Consider the following 23,507-nt stretch of genomic DNA (forward strand, 5'->3'; position numbering starts at 1 on the left):
ATACCGGGACAGACAGTGACAGGATCATGCAGGTGAGACTGGGAGTGGACGTGGGACGCGCCACCACCGTCGCCGTGCTGGTCGCGCCCGGTGGGCAGACGGTGGCACGGGCGGTGGTGGGCAGCGTCCCCGGCATCGGGGACTGCCTGCGCGCGGTGCTCGCCGCGCTGCCCGTGGGCAGGGCGGGCGAGGTGGATGCCGTGGCCCTCACCACCGACCTGGAGCGCGGGCCGCTGCGGCTGCGGCCGGTCGCCACCCTGCGGATCTCCCCGCCCTGTCACCCCTCGCTCGGGCCGCTCGCAGGCTGGCCCGAGCGGGCCGTCCGCGCGGTCGGCCCGCTCCGTCGGGTCGTCGGCGGTGGATCCGCGCTGACCGGCCGACTGCTCGCCCCGCTCGACCGGGCGGGTGTCGTGGACTTCGCGCGGCAGGCCGCCGCCGAGGGCGTCACGGCGTTCGCGGTCTCGGCGGCCGGTGCACTCACCCGCCCCGAGCCGGAGCTGTCCGCTGCCGAAGCCATCGCCGACACCGTGCCCGGGGCGGAGATCACGCTGTCGCACGAGCTCGGGCGGTCGGGGCTGCGCGAGCGCGAGAACACCGCGGTCCTCAACGCCGCTCTGCGGCCGTGGGCCGCGCGCCTGAACGACACCGCCGATCGGGCCCTGCGCGCCGGCGGTGTCCGGGCGCCGCTGTTCCTGGCCCGCAACACCGGCGGACTGGTCTCCGCCTCCTACTTCCGCCGCTATCCGGTCCTCGCCACGGCCTCCACCACCGCGAGCGCGGTGCGCGGCGCGGCACTCGCGGCCGGGGCCGCGCGTGCGGTCGTCGTCGACGTCGGCGCGGAGGAGATCCGGTGCGTGAGCGTGACCGACGGAGAAGCGGAACGCTCCGACGCCGGCCCCGGCCTCGGCGGTGTCGACCTGGACCTGGACCGGATCCGCGCCGACATCCTGGCGCGCGGTGACGGGTCCCAGGCCGGTGCCGAGGAGGTCGCGGCCCTGGCCGCCGGAGTCCAGCGGCGCACGCCCGGAGCCGTGCTGCTCGCGGCCGGCGGGGAGCCCCGGCTGGTCCCGGTCCGCACTCCGGATCCGGCGACCGCCGTCGCGGCCGCCGCGTACGGGGCCGCCTGCTCCGAGATCGCCGTCGAGGTCGACCAGGTGGCCGTTGCCGGCAGCCGTGCCGCACTCGACCGGTTCCTCGGCATCGCCGGTGACCAGGCCATGGCCCGGGTGGTCGCCGCGGGTGCCGTCCCGGCCACCGCCCGCCTCGCCTTCGCCGTTCACACCCCGGTCTCGTACCTCCCCGAGGGCGTCCACCGTCTGCGTGCTCGCGCGCTCGGCCGGCCGACGGGGCTGCCGTCATGACCCGGGAGCGTGACCTGACGGTCGTGCTGGACCTCGCACGCTTGGAGGAACTCGCGAAGGGGGCGCTGGTGCTCGCCGCCGGGGCCGAGCGGTCCTCGCACCGGGCAAGTCTCGACTGGGCCCGAGCCGCGATCGCCGAGCACGGGCCGGTCCCGCTGCTCGACACCGCGGCTCTGGGCGCCGAACAGCTGTGCGTCACCGTCAGCCTGCTCGGATCCTCGGCCGCACTCGCCGAACACCTGCCCACGGGAGCCGAGCCGCGCCGGGCCGTCCAGGCGCTGGAACGGCACCTGGGGCGGGCGGCGGACGCCGTGGTCGCGCTCAACACCGCGGCCGAGAACGCCCTGCTCTCCGTGGTGACGGCGGCGGCGTGCGGCCTGCCCCTGGTGGACGGCGACGGCTGCGGGCGCGTGCTCCCGCTGCTGGAGCAGACGACGTTCACCATCGCGGGGATCGACGTCGCCCCGGTCGCGGTGGCCACGCCGGCCGGGGACGTGGTCGTCGTGGAGGCCGCCGTCAGCCGTGTGGAGGAACTGGTCCGGCCGCTGGTCCTGGCGGCAGGCGGTTGGGCGGTCGCCGCCTGCTACGCCATGGACGGTGAGCGGTTGGGGGCGGCCGCCGTACCCGGCACGGTGAGCCGGGCCCTGGCGGCGGGGCGCGCGCAGAGCGACCCGTTCGCGCCCTGGCAGCCGCGGCCCCGCCGCCTGGGCACCGGGCGCATCACCGCCGTGGAGCATCCCGCATCGCACGGGCCGGACACCGTCGAGAGGGCGGGCCTTCCGTCACGGCCCACCAGTGTGGTCGTCTCCGAGACCGAGGGTCTGCACCGGCGATTCCGGTTGGAGGCGCACAACGAGGTGCTGCTGGTCCTCGCCGACGGCGCGCCGGTCGCAGCGGCGCCCGACCAGATCCTGATGCTCTCGGTGGCGGACCAGCGCGTGCTGGACGTCGAACGCGCCGTGGCGGGCACCGAGGTCGAAATCGTCGTGATCCCGGCCGCACCCGCCTGGCACTCGGAACAGGGCCGCCGGCTGGCCGCGGCCGGCGGACTCATCCTGCTGGGCCCCGACGCGGACGACGAGAGCCGAGGACGGGAGACGGCGCCATGGTGAGACGTTCCGACCTGCCGGCGCCGATGACGGTGGCCGAGCTGGTCCAGTACGGCCCGCTGCCCGGCGTGCGCCTCTTCGGTGAGGCCGGGCGCGACGCCGAGGTCCTGGACGTGCGGATCGTGGACCGGCGCGAGGACCTCGACGACCTTCGCCCCCATACGGCGGTGGTCCTCACCGACGCGCTCGCCCGGGCCGGCTGGACGGTAGAGATGGCCCTGCGCAAGGCGTGGGAGCACGCGGCCGCCTGCGTCGTCGTGCCCGGGGCGGCGGTGGCCGCGCATCCGCCGGGGGCCCTCGCGGACAGGCTCGGGGTGCCGCTGCTGCTGATCGGCGAGGACGCGTTGGAGGGCGCGGTACGGATCGCCGCCGCGGTGTCCCGGCCCGATGCCGGGCGCACCGCGCTGCTGGCCCAGGCCGCGCAGCGCCTGGCCGACGCGGGAGCGCATGCCGACCGTGTGCTGGCGGCGCTGCACGCGGTGCTGCCCGCGACGTCGGTGGCGCTCACCGACCCGGTCGGCGGGCTGCTGACGGGGCGGCGGGCCGTACTGGATGCGGCGGACGCCGTGCGTGTGGAGGTACCGGGGCCCGACGGGCGGCCGCTGGCGGTGCTCGTCGCCGACTCCCGTTCGAGGACGGTGGGTTGGGCGACGACGGTCGCGGCGGTGCTGCGGCTGGCGGTGGCGCAGCTGACGGCATGGTCCGCCACTCGACGCCTGGCCGAGGAGCAACTGGGCCGTAGCAGTGAGTTGTTGCTGCATCGGTTGACGGGCGCCGCCAGCAGCGACGAGGAGGCTGACGCCCGGACCCGCACCGAGGCGGCGGCGCTCGGCTGGGCCCTGTCCGGTCCGCTGATCGCCTTCGCCCTGCGGCCCGCCGCGGAGGCCGGGACCGCGTCGGAGCCGGGACCGGCGTTGCGTGCGCTCTGGGCCAGGCACGGTATCGGCGGGCCACTCGTCGCATCCGAGGATTGTTGGGTGTCCTGGCGCTCCGCGGCGGCCGACAAGCCGGACGCGGGCCCGGAAGTCTGGCTGCGGACGGCCGAGGCGCAACTGACCTCGGCCGTCTCGGCCATGGCGGCCTACCTGCCGGTCGCGGGGGGAGTGGCAGGCCCGGCGGACGGCCCCGACACGCTCGGCGCGGCACTCGCCGATGCCCGGGCCGCCGCGGCGGTCGCCGCCGTACCCGGCTCCGTGGTCCGCGCCGACCGCATGGGGCCGGCCCAGCTGCTCTCCGCGCTCCCCACCGACACGCTACGGCGGCCCGCCGAGGTCGTGCTCGGGCCGCTGCTGCACGCGGACCGGGACGGCACCCTCCTGCGCACGCTGGCCGTGGTCCTGGATCAGGGAGCCGCCCCCTCGGCGGCGGCCGAGGTTCTGGGCGTGCACCGGAACACGGTGGCGGCCCGGATGGAGCGCGTTCGCGCGCTCGGCTTCGACCCGGAGGACCCGGCGCAGCGACTGTCGTTGCACCTGGCCTGCCGCGTCCTGCTCGCGGAGTCCTGAGGGAAGCCACTACGGGAAGGGGCCCGGCCGCCGAGTGGGGGGAGTCGGCAACCGGGCCCCGGATCAGGGGTGGCAGGGCAGTCCGTCAGGCGTCGACGCCGTAGGCGGCCGCCGCTCGTTCGCGGGTGAGCAGGCCCTGCCGGAGGTCCTCGCGTACGGCCTCGGCGGGGCGTTCGGAGACCGGGCCGTACCCGCCGCCTCCGCCGCTCTCACAGCGCAGCACGTCGCCCTCGCGCACCGCCAGCGCATTGACCTTGAGCAGTTCGCGCTCGTCGGCCCGGCCGGGGTTGAGGACGACCCGGGGCGGTGCGCCCTCGCCGCCGCCGAAGACACCCCAGGCGGGGGTGACCGAACGCTCCCACCACAGCGACAGGTTCTGGTCGGCCTCGAAGCGGTACTCGCGCACCACGCCGTTGCCGCCGCGGGTGCGGCCCGCGCCGCCGGAGTCGGGGCGGACGGCGTACTCGGTGACGCGCACCGGGAAGAGGGTCTCCAACACCTCGACGGGCATGTCCCGCAGGGAGCCGTTGACGTTGTTGATCAGGCAGGACTCGCCGTCGTCGGTCTGCCAGGCCCCCCACCCGCCGACGGTGGCCTCCTGGGACACGAAGAGCCTGCCGTTGCGCGGGTCGGTCCCGGTGAACTGCACGATCATCGAGTCGCCGTAGCTGGCGGCGGCCGCCCGGGCGGGCACCGCGGGCGCGAGCGCCTTGACGACCAGGTCGATGACCAGCCCGAGGTGGGAGTAGTAGTACTGACAGGCCGCCGGTTCGACGGCGGCCAGCATCGAGCCCGGCCGGGTGAGGACGTCTAGCGGCTTGAACGATCCCCCGTTGAGCGGGACGTCGCCGCTGACCAGCAGCTTGTAGCCGACCCGGCAGGCGGCGACGGTCTGGGCCGCACCGCAGTTGACCGGGCCGGTCGCCTGGTCGGCGCAGTCGGTGACGTCCATCGTCATCCGGTCGCCGGCGATCTCCACCCGCACGGTGACGTGCAGCGGGGTGGCGAGGTCGATGCCGTCGTTGTCCAGGTGGCCGGTCGCCGTGTAGACGCCGTCCGGGATGGCGGCGATCTGCTCGCGCTCCAGCCGCTCGGTCTGGGTGAAGATCGCATCCCGCGCGGCGAGGACGGTCTCCAGGCCCCAGCGGCGGACGATCTCGGCGAACCGCCGGGCGCCGGTGCGGGCGCAGGCGACCTGGGCACGCATGTCGCCGAGCGTCGGCTGCGGGAAGCGGACGTTGCGGGCGATCAGCGCGTGCGCCTGCTCGCAGGGCTCGCCGTCCTGATAGATCTTCAGTGGACCCATCCGCAGGCCCTCCTGGTAGATGGACGTGGAGTCCATCGAACCGCCGGGGTCCTTGGAGCCCATGTCGATCCAGTGCGCCCGCGAGGCGGCGAAGCCGATGAGTTCGCCGCCGTCGGCGGTGTCCTCGGCGAAGATCGGGGCGTACACGGTGACGTCGTTGAGGTGGGTGCCGCCGATGTACGAGTCGTTGAGGACCCAGACGTCACCGGGCTGCCAGACCTCCGCGCCGTACATCTCCTCGGTGGCCCGGGTGCACACCTCCAGGTTGCCCAGGAAGATCGGCAGGCCCGAGGACTGGCCGAGCACGTTGTGGTCCCGGTCCAGCAGCGCGACGGCGCAGTCCTTCGCCTCGTAGATGGTGGGCGTGTAGGACGACCGGATGAGCGTGGTGTTCATGTCCTCCGCGGCCTGCAGCAGCGCGCAGCGGATGATCTCGGTGGTGACCGGGTCGAGGGCCCGGGTGCCGGCGTCGGTCATGCCGTAGCTCCAACCTTGATTCCGACCTCGATGACGAGGAAGCCGTTCTCGTCGACGGTGACCGACGAGTCGGGCGGGACGACGGTGGTGGAGGTGGCCTCCACGATGACAGCGGGGCCGTCGACGCGCCGTCCCGGCGCCAGCCGCTCACGGCGCAGGACCGCGGTGTCGTACGGCCGGCCGCCGAAGACGACCTGACGCCGCGCCGCGGTGTCGGCGGCGTCCTCGTCGGCGGTGTACGGCACGGCCGCGATCTCGGGCAGCGCCCCGAGCGCGGTGCTGCGCAGGGTGACGAACTCGACGGGCGCCTCGGGCGTGGCGTGCCCGTAGCGGCGCTCGTGCAGTTGGGCGAAGCGCGCGGCGGCGGTGGCGAGGAAGTCGTCGGCGGCCGGCTCGGCAGCGGACAGCAGGGGCACGGCGAGGGTGTAGTCCTGGCCCGCGTACCGCATGTCGGCGACGTGCTCGACCCGCCGCCGCTCCACGGGGACGCCCTGCTCGGCGAGTTCGGCCAGTGCCTCGTCCTCCAGAGCGGCCAGCGCGTGGGCCATGGCCTCGCCGTCGAGGTCGGCGCCCGAGGTGAAGAACTGCCGGGTCAGGTCACGACGGACCTCCGTGCCGAGCATGCCCCAGGCGGAGAACGCGCCGGGGAAGCGCGGTACGACGACCTCACGGATGCCGAGCTCACGGGCGATCTCGACGGCGTGCATCGGCCCCGCCCCGCCGAAGGCCAGCAGGACGAACTCCCTCGGCTCCAGGCCGTGTTCGACGGTGAGGGTGCGGATCGCCTGGGCCATCTTGGCGTTCGCGACATCGCAGATGCCGCCCGCCAGTTCCACCGGGTCCAGGCCGAGTTCGCCGGCGAGGGTGCCGACGGCCTGCCGGGCCGCGACCACGTCGAGCGTCATGTGGCCGCCGGCGAACCACTCCGGATCGACCCGGCCGAGCACCGCGTTGGCGTCGGTGACGGTCGCCCGGGTGCCGCCGCGGCCGTAGCAGGCGGGGCCGGGCACGGCGCCCGCCGACTCCGGGCCGACGCGCAGCCCGCCGGCCTCCGCGTAGGCCAGGGAGCCACCGCCGGCGCCGATGGTGTGCAGGTTGACCAGCGGCATGAGGACCGGAAAGCCGTCCGCCGACCCCTCGTTGGAGACGTCGGGGCGCCCGTCGAGGACCAGCGAGACGTCGAAGGAGGTGCCGCCCATGTCCACGCAGATCGCGTTGGGCCGGCCCAGCAGAGCCGCAGCCGCGGCCCCGCCCATGGTGCCGCCGACCGGCCCGGACAGCAGCGTCTGGAGCGGGTGGCGGCGGGCGTGCGCGGCGTTCACGATGCCGCCGGAGGACTGCATCACCTGGACCGGGACGGTCAGGCCGTGCTCGGCGAACCGCCCCTCGATCCGGCTCAGGTACCGGCGCACGACCGGACCGGTGTAGGCCTCCAGGACGGCCGAGGACGTCCGCTCGTACTCGCGCCACTCACCGGCCACCTGGTGGGAGAGCACCACGACGACGTCCTCGCCGAGCTCCTGCTCCAGGATCTTCGCCGCCAGCAGTTCGTGCTCCGGGTTGACGAACGAGAAGAGGAACGAGACGGCGACCGCGGCGAAGCCCTCGTCCCTGGCGCGCCGGGCGGCGGCCCGCACGGCCTCCTCGTCGAGCGGTTCGAGCTCGGTGCCGCGCCAGTCCAGGCGGCCGCCCGCCTCCACCGTGTCGCAGCGGTCGACCAGCGGCTTCGGCTTGCGGTAGTGCAGGTCGAACATCCGGTCCCGGTTGCCCCGGGCGATGTGGTAGACGTCCCGCATGCCGGCCGACGCGAGCAGCAGCACGCGGGCGCCCTTGCGCTCCAGCAGGGCGTTGAGGCCCTGCGTCGTGCCGTGCACGAAGAAGGAGATGTCGCCGGGCGAGTCCACCGCCCGGCCCAGCGATGCGAAGACCCCCTCGGCCAGGTCTCCCGGCGTCGTCGGCGCCTTGGCCGCGAAGAAGGTACCGCTGTCCTCGTCATAGGCGACGACATCGGTGAACGTCCCACCGATGTCCATGGCCACCCGATACGTCATGCCGCCTCCCGGCTTCTTCAAGGGATCGCCGAGGACGCTAGCCCGGGGCCTCCGGGACGAGGTGTGCGCGGCGCACTGATGGTGGACCTCCACAGTGCGCCGCGCCCGGTTCAGTGATCTCCGACTGGAACCCCGCCCGGCTGCTGGACGTCCTCGTGCAGGTGGACGATGCGCCACGCGGCGCCCTCGTCACGCCGCAGGACGGCGGTGTTGCGGACCAGCTCGGGGCACAGTTCGCCGGCGCCCGGTTCGGGCGCGAAGTCCACCCGAAGCCAGAAGCGCAGCACCGCGGTGTCGCCGAAGACGTCCACCACCTGCCCGAACGGCTCCAGCCCGGTCTCCACCGGCCCCTCGTCCGCAGCCGGGCGGGCTTCCCGTACCCGGTCCAGGTCCGGCTTTCCGAAGAGCAGCTCGGCGGTTCCGGAGTCCCAGACAGTGGCCTCCGGGTCGAGACAGGAGTCGATCCGCGAGCGGTCCCCGGCCGCGTAGGCCTCGTACATGGTGGTGATCACCTGCCACACGGCTGTGGCGTCGGCCGGGTTCGCGCCGGGGCGGGCGCCGGCGGAAGAACCTGGGAGTGCGGACATGGCGGGCCTCCTGAAGGCTGAGGGGGAGGGGAACGCGGCCGGTCGGGCGGCGGCGGGCAGCCAACCTACAGCCGCCCCTCCGGACTGGGCGTGACCCCGGGGGTGAGCTCGGTGCCCCCGCGTCGTACTCCCCGCACGTTCCGCTGTAGCTACAGCCCGCTACAGCCCTGCTGCGCCCGGGAGCACGCCTCCCGCACCCGACGCAGATTCCCGGGTGCACCGTCGGGCACCGGCGGAGGCGGTGGCGGTGAAGGTGCGTGGTGCACGGTGGCGGGCGTGCCGGAAGGCGGTGGTGACGGCATCGCGGACGGTGTCGACGGCGGCTTCCGGGACCAGCGCGATCACGGATCCGCCGAAGCCGCCGCCGGTCATGCGGGCGCCGAGTGCGCCGGCTGCCTCGGCGGCGTCGGCGGCGAGGTCGGTCTCGGGGCAGGAGACCCGGTAGTCGTCGCGTAGTGAGGCGTGTCCGGCGGTGAGGATCGGGCCGAGCCCGGCCGGGTCCCCGGCGTTCAGCAGGGCTACGGCCTGTTCGACGCGGGCGTTCTCGGTGACCACGTGCCGCACCAGGGGACGGAGTTCGGCCGGCAACTGGTCGAGTGCCGTGGCCAGCCCGCCCGGATGGAGGTCCCGTAGCGCGGGAATTCCGAGCAGTCCGGCGGCCCGCTCGCAGCCGGCGCGGAGCTTGGCGTACGTGCCGTCGGCCAGGTCGTGCTTGACCCTGGTGTCGATCACCAGCAGCCGGAGCCCGTCGAGTGCCAGCGGGACATGCCGGTAGCCGAGGTTCCGGGTGTCGAGGAGGAGCGCGGCATCCGGGGTGCAGGACATACTGGCCATCTGGTCCATGACGCCGCAGGGGACACCGACGAACTCGTTCTCGGCGCGCTGCGCCGCCAGTGCCAGCTCCGTCCTGGAGAGCCCGAGGCCGTGGAGGTCGTTGCAGGCGGTGGCGACCGCGCATTCGAGTGCCGCGGAGGAGGACAGTCCCGCGCCGGCGGGCACGTCGCTGTCGACGTACAGGTCCGCGCCGCCGACCGGGTGTGCGTCCTCGCGCAGGGCCCACACGACGGCTGCGGGGTACTTGGCCCAGCAGCCGACACTGCCGGGTACCAGGTCGGTGACCCGCAGCTCGACGGGCGGGCCGCCGACCTGCCGGCTGTGCAGGCGCAGGAGGTCGTCGGATCGGCGTCGGATCGCGACCGCGGTGTGTTGGGGGATGGCGAGCGGAAGTACGAGGCCGTCGTTGTAGTCGGTGTGCTCGCCGATCAGGTTGATCCGGCCGGGCGCCGCCCAGACTCCTTCGGGCGGGGCGCCGAAGAGGGACTGGAAGTGGTGGGCCACGTGGTCATCCGGATGTCTCACGTGGGAGGACGTGTGCTCAGCCACGGGTGGCGACCTCGCGCAGACGCTCGGCGGCCGCTTCCGGGGCCACGTCGTTGACGAAGGCGTCCATGCCGGACTCGACGCCGGCCAGGTACTTGATCTTGTCGGCGGTGCGACGGATGGTGAACAGCTCCAGGTGCAGGGCGAGTTCGTGTCCGCCGCCGACGGGTGCCTGGTGCCAGGCCGCGATGTACGGGGTGGGGCCGGCGTCGAACAGCCGGTCGAAGCGGCGGAGGAGTTCCAGGTAGAGGCCGGGAAACTCTGCTCGCTCGGCCTCGTCGAGCCGGGTCAGGTCGGGTACCCGGCGGTGCGGGTGGAGGTGGACTTCGTACGGCCAGCGGGCGGCGAAGGGGACGAAGGCGGTCCAGTGCTCGCCGGTCAGGACGACCCGGTTCCCGTCGGCGCGTTCCGCGGCCAGCAGGTCCTCGAAGAGGTTGCCGCCGGTACGGGCGCGGTGCTCGGCCGCCGTGGTGATCATGCGCTCGGTGCGAGGGGTGATGAACGGGAAGGCGTAGATCTGGCCGTGCGGGTGGGCGAGGGTGACTCCGATCTCGGCGCCGCGGTTCTCGAAGCAGAAGACCTGCTGGATGCCCGGGCGGGCGGCGAGTTCGGCGGTGCGGTCGGTCCAGGCGTCCAGGACCAGACGGGTCTGCTCCGGGGTGAGGTCGGCGAAGCTCGCCTCGTGGTCGGAGGTGAAGCAGACCACCTCGCACCGGCCGGCGGCGGGCGCGCTGGTGCGGAGTGGGGCGTCGGAGCGGCCGACGTGGGCGGCGGCGTCGAACGCCAGTGAGGGGAAGCGGTTCTCGAACACCGCGACCTCGTAGGCGTCGGCCGGGATCTCGCCGGCCCGCCCGTCGCGGGACGGGCACAGCGGGCACTGGTCGGCCGGCGGGTGGTAGGTGCGGCCCTGGCGGTGGGCGGCGATGGTGACCCAGTCGCCGGTGGACGGGTCGCGCCGGATCTCGGACAGGGCGATGGCCGGTTCGAGCGGGCGCGGGTCGAGCACGTCGCGGACCGAGGTGTCGTCCGTGTCGTAGTAGAGCAGCTCGCGGCCGTCGGCGAGCTTGGTGGTGGTCTTGTTCATGCTTCTGTACTCCTGGTGCGGCGAACTGGAGCGAGGCTGCAGTGGAGGCGGCCGAGGGCCGCGGCTGTCAGCGGACGGCGGACAGGCGGTACGTCGTACCCGCCTGGGCCTTGACGATCAGCCGGGGGCCGGGCGCGGCCTGGACGACCTTGGCATCGACGGGGGCTCGGCTGTGGTCGGTCACGGCCAGGCTTGCGGTGCCGGCCGGTAGTTGAAGGATGAGGGTGCGGGTGCGGGTCACTGCCAGATCGGCTTCGACCAGACGACCTCCGTCCCACGCGAGGCCGACGCCGACGCCACCCCTGGCGCGAAGACCCGTGACCGAGCCGGTGGGCCAGGCCGACGGCAGTGCGGGCAGCAGGCGCAGGATCCCGTTCTGGCTCTGCACCAGCATCTCGGTGATCGCGGCCGTGATCCCGAAGTTCCCGTCGATCTGGAAGACGTCCGGCGGGTGCAGGCCGAGGAGGTTGGGCGCGGTGAACTCCGACAGCATCGCGCTGACGCTGTCGTGGGCGAGGTCCGCGTCGCCCAGACGGGCGGCGAGTGCGCAGACCCAGGCCCGGCTCCAGCCGGTGCTTCCGCCGCCGTGCTCCAGCCGGCGGGTGAGGGCCAGCCGTGCCGGTTCGACGAGTGCGGGTGCGGTGAGCGGGTCGACGGCGCTGCCCGGGTACAGGCCGTAGAGGTGGGACAGGTGCCGGTGGCCGGGGTCCTCCTCGGGGAGGTCCTCCCACCATTCGAGAAGGCGTCCCCGGTCGTCGACCCGCGGCGGGCGCAGACGGGCGCGTGCCGCGTCGAGGGCGTCGGCGAAGGCGTGGTCGACATCCAGGAGGCGCGCCGCCGTCGCGGTGTTGGCGAGGAGTTCGGCGGCGAGCCAGTGGTCCATGGTGGCGCCGGCCGACACCGCGACCAGATCGCCGTTCGGCAGCCGGAAATGGTGTTCGGGCGAAGTGGACGGGCAGGTGACCAGCCGGCGTTCACCGTCCTCGGTGAGGAAGTCGAGCAGGAACCGGGCTGCACCCCGCATCAGCGGGTAGGCGCGTTCGGCCAGAAAGACGCGGTCGCCGTCGAAGAGGTGGCGCTCCCAAAGGTGCGCGCACAGCCAGACGCCCGCCATGGGCCAGTTCGCCCAGACCGGCGAACCGGACACCGGGCTGGTGCTGCGCCACAGGTCGACGTTGTGATGGACCGTCCAGCCGCGGGTGCCGTAGTAGGTGGCCGCCGTGTGGGCGCCGGTCTCCGCGAGGTCCGCGATCAGGTCGAAGAGCGGTTCGTGGCACGAGGTGAGGCCGGTGGTCTCGGCGTGCCAGTAGTTCATCTGCAGGTTGATGTTGGTCGTCCAGTTGGAGTTCCACGGCGGGGCGACGTCGGTGTTCCAGATCCCCTGCAGATTGGCTGGCTGGGTGCCGGGCCGGGAGGAGGCGATCAGCAGGTAACGGCCGTAGGCGAACAGGAGGGCCGCGAGACCCGGGTCGTCCTGGCCGGCCCGCACCGCGGCGAGCCGTGCGTCCGTGGGCAGGCCGACTGCGGTCCCGTCGTGGCCCAGGCGCAGTGCCGCAGTGCGGTACAGCTGCCGGTGGTCGGCGAGGTGCTCGGCGAGCAGCTGCTCGTAGGGCTGGGCCGCGGCGGTGTCCAACACCTGGTGTACGTGGGCGATCGGTCCGTCCTCCGGACCGACGGGTGGTTCGGCGTACCCGCGGTAGCCGGTTTCGGCCGTCAGGAGCAGGAGCACCTCGTCCGCTCCGGTGACCGTCACCGCGCCGTCGGCGTAGCCGAGCTCGCCGCCGGTGGCGAGCACGAGAAGTCCGGCTGCGAAGCCCATGCCCTCGTCGGGGCTGTAGTGGGTGGGATTGTCTTCGCCGAAGGCGACGTGTGCGGGTGCCCGTCCCGAGAGCACGGACACGCCCAGGACCGTGCCGGTGCATCGGGCGTTCGGGTGCGGCGTGCCCAGCCGCGCGGTGAGGTCGATCGGCCCGCCTCCGGTGGAGGTGATCCGGGTGACCAGTACGCCCGCCGGTGCCGACAGGAAGGACTCGCGGACGATCACCGCCTCACCGGTCCGGTGGACGACCCGGTGGATCGCGCTGTCCAGGTCGAGCGAGCGCACGTACTCGTCCGCCCGGCTGTCGTCGAAGGTCAGATCGAGGGTGGCGAGCGGCTGGTAGGCCTCCAGGTAGGGGCCCTGCATGCGCCGGGCCAGTTCCTCCGCGGCGGCGTAGTCACGATCGTCGAGGACGGCCGCGCGCAGCGGCTTCAGGTGGGCGGCCGAGCCTGCGCGGTCGTGTGGACCGGGGCCGCCGGACCACAGCGTGTCGGCGTTGAGGTGGACGGTCTCTCCCGCGTGCCCGTCGCCCCTGCCGCCGTGGAACATGGCGCCGAGACGTCCGTTGCCCAGGGGCAGCGCCTCAAGGAAGGAGGCTGCCGGCTGCCGGTACCACAGGCGGTCCGGGACGGAGGCACGGTCGATCGACAACTGAGGTGTCCTTTCGGAGCGAACGGATGCCGCGCCGTGGGGAGGCGCGACGGTTCAGGTCGTGGGCGTGCCGGGCGGGCACGTGCTGTCCCGGACGACCAGCTCGGGCCGCAGCAGCTGGAGCGAGTTGACCGGGGTACCCGACTTGGCGACGGCGCGCAGCAGCAGCTCGATCGCCAGGCGGGCCATCTCCCGCTTGGGGATGGCGACGCTGGTGAGCGCCGGCCGCGCGAGCCGGACCTCGGGGTTGTCGTCGTGGCCGACGATGGACAGGTCGCTCGGCACGGAGCGGCCCGTGAGCCGCGCCGCCTCCAGGGCGCCGAGGGCGAGGATGTCGTGGGTGGCGAAGATCGCGGTCAGTCCGGGGTCGGCGGCGAACGCCGCGTTCGCTGCGGCGAAGCCGCCCGCGATGGTCGGTTCGGTCGCCGTGTGGACGGCACGGTCGGGAACGGCCAGGCCGTCGGCGGCGAAGGCCCGCCGGAACCCCGCCAGGCGGGGGCCGTGGTCGGGGCTGGCCAGGACGGCCACCCGCTCGTGACCGAGATCGCGCAGGTGGCGTCCGGCCAGGAAGCCCGCGTGCTCGTAGTCGATGGTGACCACCGGGAAGGCACCCGGCGCGTCGCTCTCCCAGGCGCACAGTGCGACCGGGAACCGGGCGTCGGCCAGCAGCGGCAGGTGGCCGATCAGGTCACGGTCCCCGGCGATCAGCAGTGCGTCGACCGAGCGGCTGGTGAGACCGGCGAGGTGCCGACGGGCGCGCTCACCGTCCAGACGGGTGGTGCACAGCAACAGGTGGTAGCCGTGCTCCTCCAGAACGTCCTCGACGGCCTCGACGACATCGGCGTAGAACGCCCCGGCCACGGTGGGCACGAACAGCCCCACCGTCTTGGTGCTGCCGGTGGCCAGTGACCGGGCCACCAGGTTGGGCGTGTACCCGAGCTCCTCGATCGCGGCCCGAACCCGGGCTGCGGTTGCGGGACGTACCGCCACCCGGCCGCTGATGACGTTCGAGACCGTCTGCTTCGTGACGCCGGCCCGTTCGGCCACGTCCTGCATCGTCACCATCAGTGCCCCAGAATTTGACCGGTCAATCATGACTACTCGAACGTAGGACGCAAGCCCGCGGGGAGTCAAGCCATCGTGCCTGGCCGTGAACTGCGCCTCGGGGTCGGCGTCCGCGCGATCCCGCGGTCGGTCCACGAATATTGCAAGGTCCCTTGTTTTACCGGTCAAGTGGGCTATACGGTTCCCAACCATCCAGCGGGTCCGGGTCCGGCGCCTCGCTGCCCCCGACGTTGCCCCGAGTCCGCGCGGCCGTCGCGCCTCCGAGAGGACACCCCCATGCGTAGATCCACCATGCCCGCCGTCACCCGCGTCGTCGGAGCCGCAGCCGCCACGGCACTCGCCCTCGGGGTCAGCGCGTGCGGCAGCGGCGGCGACGGCAAGGCCGGGACGAGCTTCACCTACTGGTCGATGTGGCGGGCCGAGGAACCGCAGGCCCAGGTGCTGAAGGCCGCGATCGCCGACTTCACCGCCTCGACCGGCATCAAGGTCGACGTCAACTGGGCCGGCCGCGACGTCTCGAAGAAGATCGGCCCGGCGATCGCCGCGAACCAGGCGCCCGACCTGTGGGACCAGGCCAACGACGCGATCTTCGGTGCCGTCGCCTCGGCGGGCCAGGCCCGCGATCTGTCCTCCGTGCTGTCCATGCAGGTCCCCGGCGAGAACGTCCCGGTCTCCCAGGTCATCCCGGCCAAGTACTTCGACATGCTGCCGAAGGACCCGGCCGGGTCCAACCACTACGTCATCCCCTACGAGGTCGCCACCACCGGCCTCTACTACAACGCTGCCGACCCGGACATGGCCGCCGCGCTCCCCGGCGCCCCCGCCGACTGGGCGGGCCTGCTCAAGGTCTGCGACACGCTCAAGGCCAAGAGCAAGCCCTGCATCGCCTCCGAGGGCGAGGACCCCTGGACCAACGGCCTGTACCTCGACTACCTGCTGAACGCGGGCGGCATCGACGTCAGCAAGCTCGCCGCGGACAAGTCCGGCGCGGCATGGGACGACCCCGCGGTGCTGAAGGCGGCGCAGCGGGTCGAGCAGCTGGTCAAGGGCGGCTACATCATCCCGGGCTACGACGCGACCAAGTTCCCGGCGCAGGAGACCAACTGGGCTTCCGGCAAGGCGGCGTTCTACATGAACGGCAGCTGGGTCACCTCCGAGGTCGCCAAGCAGGTCCCCGCCGGCTGGAAGTTCGGCTCGATCCTGCTGCCCGGCGTGAAGAGCCCGGACGCCGCGCTGTTCGGCTTCTCGATCCCGAAGAAGGCCAAGCACGCGGAGGCGGCCGAGAAGTTCATCGCCTTCTTCCTGCAGAAGAAGCAGCTCTCCGGCATTGCGACCACCGCGCTCAACATCACCCCGCGCGAGGACATCCCGGCCCCGGCCGAACTCGCCGACGCCCAGAAGGCGCTGGGCAGCGCGACCGTCCGGCTGGCCTTCGACGGCGTGGCCGGCGACTGGTCGCCGAAGGTCCTCGACAAGAACTACCTGGACCTGTGGCACGGCAAGACCGGCGCGGAGCAGTTCGTCGCGAAGTGCAAGGCCGACCAGGTCTCCTACTGGAAGACCCAGGGCTGAGCCGTGCCCACTCTGCTCCATGACAGCCCCCGGGCGGACCCGGTCCGGGGGGCCGCGCGGGCCTCGGGCCGCCGCGGCGCCGGTCCACGGTCCCGGCAGCGCCGGATGTTCTGGCCGTTCACCGCCCCCGCTCTCCTCACCTACGGTGTGCTGTTCCTCGCCCCGGTCGGCTACGCGATCTGGACCAGCCTCTACAAGTGGGACGGCATGGGGTCGATGCAGTGGCGCGGACTGCGCAACTACCAACTGCTCTTCCAGGATCCGTTCTTCCGGACCGCCCTGGTCAACACCCTGAAGCTGATGTTCATCGGCGGCGCGGCCACCTTCGCCATCAGCTTCGCACTGACCCTGGTGCTGCGCGAGATGAAGGCCAGGCTGTTCGCCAGGTCCGTGCTGTTCTTCCCGTGCCTGGTCAACGGCATGGTCTTCGGCATCGCGGCGGGCTTCCTGTTCTCGCCGACCGGCCCCGTCAACCAGGCGTTGCACTTCTTCGGGGTCACCACGCCGCCGAAGTGGCTGTCGACGGACAACCTGCTGCCCATGATCCTGTCCACGCTGATCTGGACGGCGACCGGCTACTACACCTCCATCATCATGGCCGCCGTCGACCAGATCCCGCAGTACCTGTACGAGGCGGCCGAACTCGACGGCGCGAACGCATTCCAGCGCTTCCGCCACGTGACCCTGCCCTGCGCGTGGGACGTCGTCTCGGTGTGCGCGGTGCTGTGGACGGTCAGCTCGGTGAAGATCTTCGAGCTGATCCTGCTGTTCGGCGGAACCAGCAGCTCCTACCCGCCGGCCGACAGCTGGAACACCGCCATGTACGTGTACGCGGAGGCGTTCCCCCAGGCCACGACGCCGAGGCTCGGGATGGCCACGGCAGCCGCGATCGTCAGCCTGCTGATGGTCACCGTGGTGACGCTCGTCCTGCGCCGGCTGATGCGCCGCGAGCCCATCGAGTACTGAGAAAGGTCACAGCTCGTGCAAACCCAACGCGGGTCGGCCGGCCCGGTGAGACTGATCGCCACGGCGCTCGTCTGGTGCGTCGTGGTGGCGGACCTCCTGCTGATCCTCTGGATCGCGATGACGTCGCTGCGCGGCAGCTCGGACATCCTCAAGCAGGCGTTCGCGGTGCCGGCGCCGCCCCGGTTCGACAACTACGCCAGGGCGTTCGAGGACGGCGGTTTCGGGCCCGCGGCGCTCAACAGCGTCGTCGTCGCGGTGGTCTCCTCCCTCCTCGCCGTCGCCATCGCCGCACCCTGCGCCTACGCGCTGGCGCGCCGCCGCTCGCGCGTCTCCTCCGCGCTGACGGTGTCCTTCGCCATGGGGCTCGGCGTGCCCGGTCAGGTGCTGGTGGTGCCACTGTTCGTGGGCCTGGCCCAAACGAATCTGACGGACACCCGGTTCGGCCTGGTCCTGGTCTACATCGGCCTGGCGATGCCCTTCACCGTCTTCATGCTGACGGGATTCTTCAGCGGGATCCCGACGGTGCTGGAGGAGGCGGCCGCCCTGGACGGCGCCGGGCCCTTCCGCACCTTCGTGCAGATCGTGCTCCCGGTCGCCCGTGGCGGGCTGATCACCGCGTTCCTGCTGCAGTTCATCAGCTCCTGGAACGAGACGCTGTTCGCCCTGGTCCTGACGCACAGCCAGGACCAGATCACCCTGCCGGTGGCACTCTCCCAGTTCGTCGCCGCCGCGCAGCTCAACGGAATGGACTACGGCACGATGTTCGCCGGAGTCTGCATCATCCTCGCCCCGATGATCGCGCTCTTCTCCTGGTTGGGAACGCGGATCATCCAGGGCATGACCGTGGGAATCGGCAAATGACCTCGACACTGCGTACCGACGTCCTGCGGATCGAGGGGGCCGCCGACCCGGCGGGCACCCTGCCCGTCCTGCACGGCATCTCCCCGTACACCGCGGACGGCGTCGGCATCGACGACGAGATGCGTCGCAACCTCGCCTACGGAGCGCCGCACTCGCTGCTGCCCTACACCCGGCAGGACGCCTACGGCCGCACCCGTGCGGAGCGTGAACTGCCCACCGTGGTGCTGGAGAACGACGTCCTCACCGCCACGTTCCTGCCCGGGTACGGCGGCCGCCTCTGGTCGCTGGTCCACCGGCCGACCGGCCGTGAACTGCTCCACCGCAACCGGATCCTGCAGCCGGCCAACCTCGCGCTGCGCGACGCCTGGCTGGCCGGCGGTGTGGAGTGGAACCTCGGCACCACCGGCCACTGGCCGCTGACCTGCGAACCGCTGCACGCGGTGCGTGCGAGCGCCCCGGACGGCACCCCGGTGCTGCGGATGTACGCCTTCGAGCGCCTGCGCGGCCTGGTCCTGCGGATGGACACCTGGCTCCCCGCCGGCTCGCCGGTACTGTACGTCCACGTGGGCATCCACAACCCGTCGGCCGAGGAGACCCCGGTCTACTGGTGGTCGAACATCGCCGTACCGGAGGCAGCAGACGTACGGGTGCTCGCCCCGGCCGACCACGCCTTCCACTGCGACTACGTCAGCGACCTGAAGCACGTCCCCTTCCCGGCCGTCGAGGGCGAGGACCGCAGCTACCCCGGCCGGGCCGTCCGGGCCGCCGACTACTTCCTCGACGTCCCCGTCGGCGAGCGCCGCTGGATCGCGGCCCTGGACGAGACCGGCACCGGCCTCGTCCAGACGTCCACCGACCGACTGCGCGGCCGCAAGCTGTTCTGCTGGGGCACGGGCACCGGCGGGAAGCACTGGCAGGAGTGGCTCTCCGGTCCCGACTCCGCCTACCTGGAGATCCAGGCCGGACTCGCCCGCACCCAGCTGGAGCACCTCCCCATGCCCGCCGGTGCGAACTGGTCCTGGGTCGAGGCCTACGGGATGCTCGAAGCCGATCCCTCGGCCGTGCACGGGCCCTGGGGCGAGGCCCGGTCGGCCGCCGCCGACGCCCTGGACCTGCTCGTCCCGGCCGAGCAGCTGGACCGCGCGCTGGCCCTGGCCGGCGAGTTCGGCGAGCCGGAGCAGGTCCTGGCGCAGGGGTGCGGATGGGCGGCCCTGGAGATCGAGGCGGGCAGATTGACCCCGTCGCCCCTGCTGCCGTTCGGTGCGCCCGGCGTCGACCAGAAGCCCTGGCGGCAACTGCTCGCAACCGGCATCCTGCCGATCAGCGATCCGCCGGCCGCCCCCGTCACCGGAGCACGGTGGCGCGCGCTGCTGGAGGAGAGCGCGAGCGACTGGCACGCCCTCTACCACCTGGGCCTGATCCGGCTCGCGGACGGGGAACCCGACGCGGCACGCCAGGCGTGGCGGCGCTCGCTCGCCGAGCAGAGGTCACCGTGGGTCCTCCGAGGGCTGGCCTTCCTGGCCGACACGCCGCACGAAGCCGCGGACCTGATGGCCGAGGCACACATCCTCCGCCCCGACCTGCGGGAGTTGACCACCGAGGTGCTCGACGCGCTCCTGCGGGCCGACCGCCCGAAGGACGTCCTCGCCGTCATCGAGCCGCTGCCCGCCGCGGTCCGCGGCAACGGCCGGATCCGACTGGCCGAGGCCAAGGCCGCACACGCCCTCGGCGACGACGACCACGTCAGGGAACTGCTGGCCGAGGGGATCCGGGTCGACAACATGCGCGAGGGCGAGGTCTCGCTCGACACCCTCTGGCTGGCCGTCCACCCGGGCCGACCCGTACCACCCCACTACGACTTCCGCATGTCGGAAGGCTGAGATCCGGCCCCCTGGACCCCACTCCAGGGGGCCGGCCATCCGAGGTGCGTGGAACGCGCACCTCGCCCCCCACCCCTCACAGGAGAATCAGTGTCAGCTCCTCGACGAAGAGTCGCCGTCGCACTGCTCGCCACCGCCCTCACCGCCGTCGGCGGCACCGCACTGGTGGCCACCCCCGCGACGGCTGCCATTTCCGGCCCGACCTACACGGTCTCCGTCGGATCGACCGGCTCCTACGCCCACCCCACCGACACCCCGGCCGCCACGTACATCGACAAGGACGGGACGTTCTGGTTCCAGCAGTCCGTCGCCCTGTACGGCGCGACCGAGCCGCGGAACTGGGAGTTCTACTCCGGCGCCGACCTCGAATCCGCCACCAGGTCGCCGATCAGCGACGCAGTCAACCCGGCCAACGGCAAGGACCGGAACAACGACACCACCTGGCGGTGCAACAACAGCCCCACCGGCCTGCAGGCCACCGCCGCACCCGCCGGCTCCGGCTACTCCCAGAAGAACTTCTGCGACCTCGTCGGGACCTGGGTCGACCCCGACACCGGCCACTGGTACGGCCTGGTCCACAACGAGTTCACCCCGCAGCCGTTCAACGACGGCTTGCACTACGACTCGATCGACTACGCCGTCTCCACCGACCAGGGCCGGACCTGGACCATCAAGGACCACGCGCTCACCTCGCCCTACAGCACGACCCGCGGTGACACCACCGCATTCCCCAACCAGACGTACGACTACGGCGACGGCGACCCGCGGCTGTTCGTCGACACCGCCTCCGGGTACTTCTACGTCTACTACGGCTCCCGGATCATTCCCAAGGGTGGGGTGGGCGGCGGCAACGGCGGTCTGGCACACGTCGCCAGGGCCCCGATCTCGGGGAAGATGGCGGCCGGCACCTGGCAGAAGTGGTACAACGGCACCTGGTCGCAGCCCGGCGTTGGAGGCCGGGAGAGCAACATGGTGCCGGCCACCACGGCCAACCCCAACGGCTGGACCCCGGTTGCCGACGACTACGACCCGGCCAACACCGGCACCGTGGACCAGCAGGTGGCGGCAGGCCAACTCCCGGCCAAGTCCGACCTGTTCATCATGAACATCGCCTACGACGCCCACCTGGGCAAGTACATCGGCGAGCCCGAGGTCGTCTCCGGCACGGCACCGCAGCGCTTCTACGTCACCGACGACCTCGCCACCCAGAAGTGGACCCTGGCCGGTGACTCCGGCAGCTACACGTCCGGTTCCTGGTACCGCTGGTTCCTGGACAACGTGAACCACACCGACTCCACGATCGTCGGCAGGACCTTCCGGTCCTACTGCTCGATCGCCTGCGCGTCCTCGGCCGGCGAGTACGCCAACGTCACTGTGGACTCGACCGCACCCGCCGCGCCGCTCGATCTCACCAAGACCTACCGGATCAGCAGCGGGAACGGCCGCGTCCTGGCTCAGGTCTCCGGCAGCTCGGCGACCACCTCGGTGGCCTCCGGGGGCAACTCCGCCCTGAGGTCGTGGATCTTCCTGGCCAACGGCGACGGCTCCTACCAGGTCGTCAACTCCTCCAGCGGCCGGCTGCTGGGCGTCAACTCGGCCGCCTCCGCGGGCCGCGCCTGGGGCGCGCTTCCCACCGTCACCGCGGCCGGTAGCGGCGGCGCGACGGTCGGGCAGCAGTGGTGGATCGTCCCCAGTACCGCGAATCCGGGCACCTTCCGGTTGGTCAACCGCTACAGCGGCCTGGTGATCGGCATGTCCGGCACCTCCGGGCGCCTGGCCGAGACCACGCCCGGCCGGACCTGGACCGACACCAGCGGAAGCACGGTCGGCGGCGGGCGCGCCGCTGTCGAGCAGACCCTGACCTTCACCCAGACCGGCACCGCCCCCGAGACGGTCGTCCTCAACAACCCCGGCAACCAGTCGGCCACCGCCGGCACCGCGGTGTCCCTGCCGCTGACCGCCACCGACAACGCGGGTAGGCCGCTGACCTTCTCGGCGACCGGCCTGCCCGCCGGACTGTCGATCGGCCCCTCCGGCCTGATCTCCGGTACCCCCACCACCGGTGGGATCTCCAACGTCGTCCTCACGGCCTCGTCCGGTACCGCGAACAGCTCGGTGACCCTCACCTGGACGGTCACCCCCGCCTTCAGCGGGAGCCATTCACTGGTCACCGGCGGCAAGGCACTCGACGATGCCGACGGCAGTACGGAGCCCGGGAACCAGATGATCACCTGGACCGCCGGCGGCAGCAGCAACCAGCTGTGGCAGTTCGTCCGGCAGCCGGACGGCTCCTACGAGCTCGTCAACGGCCTGTCCCACATGTGCGCCGACGTCAGCGGCGGATCCACCGCCGCCGGCGCCGCAGTGGTCCAATGGCCGTGCAGCGGGAGCAGCAATCAGCGGTGGAACGTCAAGCTGCTGGCCAACGGCTCCTACACCGTCATCTCGGCCGGGAGTGGACTCCTGCTCACCACCGCCTCGACGGCCAACGGCGCCCTCGTGACCCAGCAGGCCGACACCAACTCGCCGTTGCAGCAATGGTCCGTCAACTGACCCCGTGACCGTGGCGGCCCCTCCGGACACCACCTTGCCGGAGGGGCCGCCACGCGCTCCGGACGAGATCCACCGGGTGGATCGCTCGCGATACTCAGTCGCGGGCTCCGACCGGGCCGGTGCTGTCCCGGACGACCAGCTCGGGGCGAAGCAGCTGGATCGAGTTGGCCGGGGCGCCTGACCTGGTGACGGCGCGCAGCAGCAGTTCGATCGCCTCACGGGCCATCTCTCGCTTGGGAATGGCGACGCTGGTGAGCGCCGGTCGGGAGGCCCCGACCTCCGGGTTGTCGTCGTGGCCGACGATCGACAGGTCGTGCGGGACGGAGCGGCCCGCGGCCCGGGCGGCTTCCAGGGCGCCGAGGGCGAGGACGTCGTGGGTGGCGAACAGTGCGGTGGTGCCGGGGTCGGCGGCCAGCGCAGCGGTCGCGGCCGCGAAGCCGCCGGCGGGGGTGGGCGCGGGCGCGAGGTGGACGGCGGTGTCGGGGACGGTCAGGCCGTCGGCGGCGAAGGCGCGCCGGAAGCCCGCGACCCGCGGGGCGTGGTCGGGGCTGGCGAGGACGGTGACGCGTTCGTGGCCGAGTTCGCGCAGGTGGCGCCCGGCCAGGTAGCCGGCCCGCTCGTAGTCGATGGTGACCATCGGGAAGCGGTCGGGGGCATCGGTCTCCCAGGCGCACAGGGCGACCGGGAAGGAGGCCTCGGCCAGCAGCGGCAGGTGGTCGATCAGGTCCCGGTCGCCGGCGATCAGCAGCGCGTCGACCGAGCGGCTGGTGAGACCGGCCAGGTGCCGCTTGGCGCGCCCGCCGTCGAGGCGGGTGGTGCACAGCAGTAGGTGGTAGCCGTTCTCGTCGAGGACGTCCTCGACCTCCTCGACGATGGAGGCGTAGAAGGATCCCGCCACGGTGGGGACGAACAGGCCCACCGTCCTGGTGGCGCCGGTGGCCAGGGAGCGGGCCACCAGGTTGGGGGTGTACCCCAGCTCCTCGACAACGGCGCGCACCCGCGCCGCGGTCGCCGGGCTCACGGCTCCCCTGCCCCTGATGACGTTGGACACGGTCTGCTTCGTGACCCCGGCGCGTTCGGCCACGTCCTGCATCGTCACCATGAGTCGTTCCTTCGAATTTACCGGTCAACTGATTGGTCGTCCAAGCTAGGCCCGCGGCTGCAAGATCGTCAAGACCGGGCGTGTCCCGGTCTAGGAGTGGTGCGAGAGCATGCTCTCGGAGTCGAGTCGAATGATCAGAGCATCAGTCAGAAGGTCGGTCTTCGAGGCTACTTGATTT

Annotated in this window: 16 protein-coding genes; 8 read left to right on the forward strand and 8 right to left on the reverse strand. The window is 72.4% G+C overall.

Going from position 1 to position 23,507, the window contains the following annotated elements:
• Positions 1 to 32: 32 nt before the first annotated feature.
• The 3 genes from RMN57_RS35285 to RMN57_RS35295 are packed head-to-tail and all read left to right on the forward strand — an operon-like array spanning position 33 to position 3,975.
• Positions 33 to 1,361 (forward strand): hydantoinase/oxoprolinase family protein, encoded by a 1,329-nt coding sequence (locus RMN57_RS35285; RefSeq protein WP_313767370.1) that lies wholly within the window; start codon positions 33 to 35, stop codon positions 1,359 to 1,361.
• Positions 1,358 to 2,473, forward strand: a complete 1,116-nt coding sequence (locus RMN57_RS35290) for a DUF917 domain-containing protein (RefSeq protein ID WP_313767371.1) — start codon at positions 1,358 to 1,360, stop codon at positions 2,471 to 2,473. The genes RMN57_RS35285 and RMN57_RS35290 overlap by 4 nt, the downstream gene beginning before the upstream one ends.
• Complete coding sequence (locus RMN57_RS35295; RefSeq protein ID WP_313767372.1) at positions 2,467 to 3,975, forward strand: helix-turn-helix domain-containing protein; 1,509 nt, start codon at positions 2,467 to 2,469, stop codon at positions 3,973 to 3,975. The genes RMN57_RS35290 and RMN57_RS35295 overlap by 7 nt, the downstream gene beginning before the upstream one ends.
• Positions 3,976 to 4,060: 85 nt before the next feature.
• On the opposite strand, the gene RMN57_RS35300 is transcribed toward RMN57_RS35295, so the two are convergent.
• The 7 genes from RMN57_RS35300 to RMN57_RS35330 all read right to left on the reverse strand — a co-directional run bounded on the left by RMN57_RS35300 (position 4,061) and on the right by RMN57_RS35330 (position 14,395).
• Complete coding sequence (locus RMN57_RS35300; protein WP_313767373.1) at positions 4,061 to 5,758, reverse strand: hydantoinase B/oxoprolinase family protein; 1,698 nt, start codon at positions 5,756 to 5,758, stop codon at positions 4,061 to 4,063.
• Positions 5,755 to 7,809 (reverse strand): hydantoinase/oxoprolinase family protein, encoded by a 2,055-nt coding sequence (locus RMN57_RS35305; RefSeq protein ID WP_313767374.1) that lies wholly within the window; start codon positions 7,807 to 7,809, stop codon positions 5,755 to 5,757. The genes RMN57_RS35300 and RMN57_RS35305 overlap by 4 nt, the downstream gene beginning before the upstream one ends.
• Before the next feature lie 110 nt (positions 7,810 to 7,919).
• On the reverse strand, positions 7,920 to 8,396 hold the full coding sequence (locus RMN57_RS35310; protein ID WP_313767375.1) for a nuclear transport factor 2 family protein: 477 nt from the start codon (positions 8,394 to 8,396) through the stop codon (positions 7,920 to 7,922).
• 159 nt (positions 8,397 to 8,555) lie between these two features.
• Complete coding sequence (galK, locus tag RMN57_RS35315; protein WP_313767376.1) at positions 8,556 to 9,779, reverse strand: galactokinase; 1,224 nt, start codon at positions 9,777 to 9,779, stop codon at positions 8,556 to 8,558.
• Positions 9,772 to 10,860 (reverse strand): galactose-1-phosphate uridylyltransferase, encoded by a 1,089-nt coding sequence (gene galT, locus RMN57_RS35320; RefSeq protein ID WP_313767377.1) that lies wholly within the window; start codon positions 10,858 to 10,860, stop codon positions 9,772 to 9,774. Before galT ends, galK begins: the two co-directional genes overlap by 8 nt.
• A gap of 67 nt (positions 10,861 to 10,927) precedes the next feature.
• On the reverse strand, positions 10,928 to 13,330 hold the full coding sequence (locus RMN57_RS35325) for a glycoside hydrolase family 95 protein (RefSeq protein WP_313767378.1): 2,403 nt from the start codon (positions 13,328 to 13,330) through the stop codon (positions 10,928 to 10,930).
• Between the two features lie 54 nt (positions 13,331 to 13,384).
• On the reverse strand, positions 13,385 to 14,395 hold the full coding sequence (locus RMN57_RS35330; protein ID WP_313767379.1) for a LacI family DNA-binding transcriptional regulator: 1,011 nt from the start codon (positions 14,393 to 14,395) through the stop codon (positions 13,385 to 13,387).
• A 276-nt stretch (positions 14,396 to 14,671) separates the two neighbouring features.
• On the opposite strand from RMN57_RS35330, the gene RMN57_RS35335 reads away from it, so the two are divergent.
• The 5 genes from RMN57_RS35335 to RMN57_RS35355 all read left to right on the forward strand — a co-directional run bounded on the left by RMN57_RS35335 (position 14,672) and on the right by RMN57_RS35355 (position 22,227).
• The gene (locus tag RMN57_RS35335; RefSeq protein ID WP_313767380.1) at positions 14,672 to 15,967 is read left to right on the forward strand and encodes an extracellular solute-binding protein; all 1,296 of its coding nucleotides are present in this window, start codon (positions 14,672 to 14,674) and stop codon (positions 15,965 to 15,967) included.
• Between the two features lie 105 nt (positions 15,968 to 16,072).
• Positions 16,073 to 16,933: a sugar ABC transporter permease gene (locus RMN57_RS35340; protein WP_313767381.1), complete on the forward strand. Its 861-nt coding sequence runs from the start codon at positions 16,073 to 16,075 to the stop codon at positions 16,931 to 16,933.
• 15 nt (positions 16,934 to 16,948) lie between these two features.
• Positions 16,949 to 17,794 carry a carbohydrate ABC transporter permease gene (locus RMN57_RS35345; RefSeq protein WP_313767382.1) on the forward strand — a complete coding sequence of 282 codons (846 nt, stop codon included), beginning with the start codon at positions 16,949 to 16,951 and terminating at the stop codon, positions 17,792 to 17,794.
• Positions 17,791 to 19,674 (forward strand): DUF5107 domain-containing protein, encoded by a 1,884-nt coding sequence (locus tag RMN57_RS35350; RefSeq protein ID WP_313767383.1) that lies wholly within the window; start codon positions 17,791 to 17,793, stop codon positions 19,672 to 19,674. Before RMN57_RS35345 ends, RMN57_RS35350 begins: the two co-directional genes overlap by 4 nt.
• A 90-nt stretch (positions 19,675 to 19,764) precedes the next feature.
• Positions 19,765 to 22,227 carry an RICIN domain-containing protein gene (locus RMN57_RS35355; RefSeq protein WP_313767384.1) on the forward strand — a complete coding sequence of 821 codons (2,463 nt, stop codon included), beginning with the start codon at positions 19,765 to 19,767 and terminating at the stop codon, positions 22,225 to 22,227.
• Positions 22,228 to 22,321: 94 nt separating this feature from the next.
• Here the strand turns inward: RMN57_RS35355 and RMN57_RS35360 are convergent, their stop codons facing one another.
• Positions 22,322 to 23,329: a LacI family DNA-binding transcriptional regulator gene (locus tag RMN57_RS35360; RefSeq protein WP_313767385.1), complete on the reverse strand. Its 1,008-nt coding sequence runs from the start codon at positions 23,327 to 23,329 to the stop codon at positions 22,322 to 22,324.
• Between the last annotated feature and the right edge of the window lie 178 nt (positions 23,330 to 23,507).

The sequence above is a fragment of the Kitasatospora sp. CM 4170 genome (assembly GCF_032110285.1).
Classification (GTDB): Bacteria; Actinomycetota; Actinomycetes; order Streptomycetales; family Streptomycetaceae; genus Kitasatospora; species Kitasatospora aburaviensis.